4 protein-coding genes are annotated in these 3907 nt (G+C 60.1%); 3 read left to right on the forward strand and 1 reads right to left on the reverse strand.

The window, feature by feature from the left end; all coding sequences use genetic code 11:
- Positions 1-514, forward strand: a 514-nt coding sequence (locus BFP96_RS14570) for a Tim44 domain-containing protein (RefSeq protein ID WP_170876011.1), incomplete at its 5' end; no start/stop codon positions are given.
- A 134-nt stretch (positions 515-648) separates the two neighbouring features.
- Positions 649-1056 (forward strand): SMI1/KNR4 family protein, encoded by a 408-nt coding sequence (locus BFP96_RS14575; RefSeq protein WP_003195742.1) that lies wholly within the window; start codon positions 649-651, stop codon positions 1054-1056.
- A 17-nt stretch (positions 1057-1073) separates the two neighbouring features.
- Here the strand turns inward: BFP96_RS14575 and BFP96_RS14580 are convergent, their stop codons facing one another.
- Positions 1074-2837 (reverse strand): cation:proton antiporter, encoded by a 1764-nt coding sequence (locus BFP96_RS14580; RefSeq protein WP_065936464.1) that lies wholly within the window; start codon positions 2835-2837, stop codon positions 1074-1076.
- 275 nt (positions 2838-3112) lie between these two features.
- Here BFP96_RS14580 and BFP96_RS14585 point away from each other — a divergent pair, with 275 nt between their 5' ends.
- The gene (locus BFP96_RS14585; protein ID WP_065894308.1) at positions 3113-3598 is read left to right on the forward strand and encodes an acyl-CoA thioesterase; all 486 of its coding nucleotides are present in this window, start codon (positions 3113-3115) and stop codon (positions 3596-3598) included.
- Positions 3599-3907 lie beyond the last annotated feature (309 nt).

Raw genomic sequence — 3907 nt, forward strand, 5'->3', positions numbered from 1 at the left:
CGCCCGTCGCCGCAAGCAGCAGGAGCACCTGGCCCCGGCCGGCGCGCCGATGCAGCGTGAAGTGTTCGAGCAAAAACCCGCCATGGGTTCGATCTTCGGCGGTTCGGCAGCCCCTGCGGCCGCCCGTCCGGTGATCAACGCGCCGGCCTGGTTCAACGAAGAGCGTTTCATCGAAGCGGCCCGCAGCCACTTCCAGTCCCTGCAGCAGCACTGGGACGCCAACGAAATGGACAAGATCGCCGAGTTCGTGACCCCGCAACTGCTGGAGTTCCTCAAGCGCGAACGCGCCGACCTGGGTGACGGCTTCCAGTCGACCTATATCGACGACCTGCGCGTACAGCTGGACGGTGTGGATGATCGCGCCGACAAGACCATCGCCACCCTGACCTTCAGCGGCGTGTCGAAGACCTCGCGTTTCGACCAGGGCGAAGTGTTCAGCGAAAGCTGGAACATGGAACGTCCGCAGGGCGAAAACCAGCCATGGCTGGTCGCCGGTATCCGCCAGAACGGCTGATACCCGCACGCGTGAGCAAGCGGTAACAAAACCCCGGACCTGTTCCGGGGTTTTCTATTTCACGGTTGCACTTATAGCGAGCTACTGTATAAAACGCCCCTATAAAACGCGCCATCAGCAAGAGGATCCCGGCCGTGGAAGAAATCATCGAACAACTGCGTGAAGCCAACGAACCGGTCCCGGTTCCCTTGGAGCTGCCTGACGAAGACCAACTGGTGGAAATCGAAGAACAACTGTTCATCGACATCCCCTTTGTGTTCCGCGAATTCCTGCTGACCGTCAGCGACGTGGTCTACGGCAGCCTCGAGCCGGTGACCGTCACCGACCCGCAGTCCCACACCTATCTGCCGGACGTTGCCGCCAACGCCTGGGACGCCGGTGTTGACCGCAGCCTGATCCCGATCTGCCAGGACGGCGACGATTACTACTGCGTCGAAGAAGACGGCACCGTGGTGCTGTGGTCCGCCGAGGAAGAACTGGTCCAGGAAGAAACCTGGGAATCGGTGTGGCACTGGGCACGGGATGTCTGGCTGGAAAGCTGAGGCCCACACCTGGCCTTCTAGTGTTCCGGCGTATCCTTGTGGTTATCCAGCGTCTCCAGCAAGGCCACCTGCATCCGCGTATGCACGCGGATGAACCAGCGCCACAGCACGGCCGCCACCGCCGCCGTGACCACCGCAATCAGTACCAGCAACTTGTTGGTCGGCAGAATACTGGCCGACAAGGCTGCCAGGAGCAGGAAGATCACCAGCAGCGACAGAATGGGGATCAGCTCCGCGATCACCCGCCGCACACGTTGGGTATGCCGCCCGGCCATTTCCGGCTTCACGCTCATCTCCGCCAGCAACATCGACAGTGCCTTGAGCTTGCGGTACGCCGCGATCAGAAACGGCAGCGACAACAGCAATGCCCCACCCCAGATCAACGCCTTCTGCCAGCTTTGATCGCTGATCCAGCCTTCCAGATACCCGCCGATGCGCGCCGCGAAAAAGCTGCCGGCGAAGAAGATCGCGATCACCAGCGCCAGGTTCACCCCCACTTGCAGCACGATCTTGCGGATCATCGACGCCAGCATGGCGCCTTCGCCTTGCGGCTGAATACTGCGCAGCCATTCGCCATACATGCCGAATACCCGGCTCATGCGCTGGGGCATCACAGCGGCAATTTTCAGTGACAGCGGGTCGGCGCCGCGGATCAGGTACGGGGTGAGCAACGTCGTTATCGCCGAAACCGCCACCGCCACCGGGTACAGAAAGTCGCTGGTGACCTGCAGGGTCATCCCCAGCGCCGCGATGATGAAAGAGAATTCGCCAATCTGTGACAGACCCATGCCCACCCGCAGCGAGGTGCGGCCATCGTTGCCGGCGATAAACGCGCCCAGCCCGCAAGACAGCATCTTGCCCAGCACCACGGCCACGGTAATGACCGCAATCGGCCACGCGTACTGCAGCAGGATTTGCGGATCGATCATCAAACCGATGGCGACAAAGAAAATCGCACTGAACATGTCGCGAACCGGTTCGATCAGGCGCTCGATTTTAATCAGTTGGCGTGACTCGGCCATGATCGCGCCGATCAGGAAGGCCCCCAGCACCATGCTGTATTCAAGCTTGACCACCAGCAGGCAGAAGCCGAAACACAGACCCAGTACCGTGATCAGCAGCATCTCGTTGCTTTCGAACTTGGCGACGTAGGCCAGCAGGCGCGGCACCAGCAGAATACCGATCACCAGCGCGACAATCATGAACAGCGAGAGCTTGCCCACGGTGGAAAACACCTCGCCGGAGCTGACCGTGCCGCTGACGGCGATGCTCGACAGCAAGGCAATGATGCCGATCCCCAGAATGTCCTCGACGATCAGCACGCCGAATATCAGCTGGGCGAAACGCTGGTTCTTCATCTTCAGGTCATTGAGCGCCTTGACGATGATGGTGGTGGAGGAAATCGCCAGGATCGCGCCGAGAAACAACGAGTCCATGGTGTTCCAGTCGAACCATTGACCGATTTCGTAGCCGATCCAGATCATCAGGATGATTTCCAGGAACGCCGCGATAAACGCCGTGGCACCCACCTTGAACAGCTTGCGCAGGCTGAACTCCAGGCCCAGGCAGAACATCAGGAAGATCACCCCGAGTTCGGCCAGCGTCTTGATCGTGTCTTCATCGTGAATCAGGCCGAACGGCGGCGTGTGGGGGCCGATGATGAAGCCTGCGACGATGTAGCCCAGCACCACCGGCTGCTTGAGGCGATGAAACAGGATGGTGACGACCCCCGCCACCAGCATGATCACGGCCAAGTCCTGGATAAAGCTGATGGCATGCATGGCGTGGGGCTCCTTGGAATTACTGGTGGTTTCTCACTCTCCACGCGCGCAGCCGCTGAAAGAAAAGTCTGCCGTGACCGTAAGAAATGCCCGTGGAGGCGCGTTTGAAGGTTAACACCGCGACTTCCGCCGGAAAGCCGGTGCAATATATGGAAACAGATCGGCCCGGGCGTGACGGCAAGCCGCCCACCGGCGTCCCGTTAGGGATGGCTGCAAAGCTCCCAGCACCCGCAGAGGTGCCCTACCCAACCAATGCCTAAACCCGTGAGTGTGCTATGGAACCCGGAAACGCCCAGCTGTCGATGACGGTATTGATGACCCCTGACATGGCCAACTTCTCAGGCAACGTCCACGGCGGCACCCTGCTCAAGTACCTCGACGAAGTGGCGTACGCATGCGCCAGCCGTTATGCCGGCCGTTATGTGGTCACGCTGTCGGTGGACCAGGTGATTTTCCGCGAGCCGATCCATGTCGGCGAACTGGTGACCTTTCTCGCGTCGGTCAACTACACCGGCAACACCTCGATGGAAGTGGGCATCAAGGTGGTGACCGAGAACATTCGCGAGCGCTCGGTGCGTCATACCAACAGTTGCTTCTTCACCATGGTGGCGGTGGACGACCAGCGCAAACCGGCCCCAGTCCCCCCCTTGCAGCCGCAGAACAGCGAAGACAAACGCCGCTTCGTGCAGGCCCAGCAGCGTCGGCAGATTCGCCAGGAACTGGAAAGGCGTTATCAGGAAATCAAGGCCGACGCGCCTTAATTCCACGCTGCGAAGCGGATCTAATGTGGGACGGGCTTGCCCTAATTTTGTAGGAGCGAGCTTGCTCGCGAAAAACGTCAACAATAACGCGTGCTTTCTGAATGAACGCGGTGCCTGTGAGTTTTTCGCGAGCAAGCTCGCTCCTACAGAGGGCGGTGGGGGCTTGCCCCGATGGTCATGAATATCTACAACGCTAACCACGATGCGCAGCGAGCCGCTCTTGATCTTGATCTGCTTTTGATCTTGATCTCAGGCGCCCCGTTAAACCACGCTGGCCGAACGCAGGCTTGAATCCGTGGGTAACCCGGC

Source organism: Pseudomonas sp. 34 E 7 (assembly GCF_900005715.1).
In the GTDB taxonomy this organism is placed as follows: domain Bacteria; phylum Pseudomonadota; class Gammaproteobacteria; order Pseudomonadales; family Pseudomonadaceae; genus Aquipseudomonas; species Aquipseudomonas orientalis_A.

Coding starts and splice junctions, on each gene's coding strand:
- BFP96_RS14580 (WP_065936464.1), bottom strand. CDS start 2,837: ATGCATGCCATCAGCTTTATCCAGGACTTGGCCGTGATCATGCTGGTG.
- BFP96_RS14585 (WP_065894308.1), top strand. CDS start 3,113: ATGGAACCCGGAAACGCCCAGCTGTCGATGACGGTATTGATGACCCCT.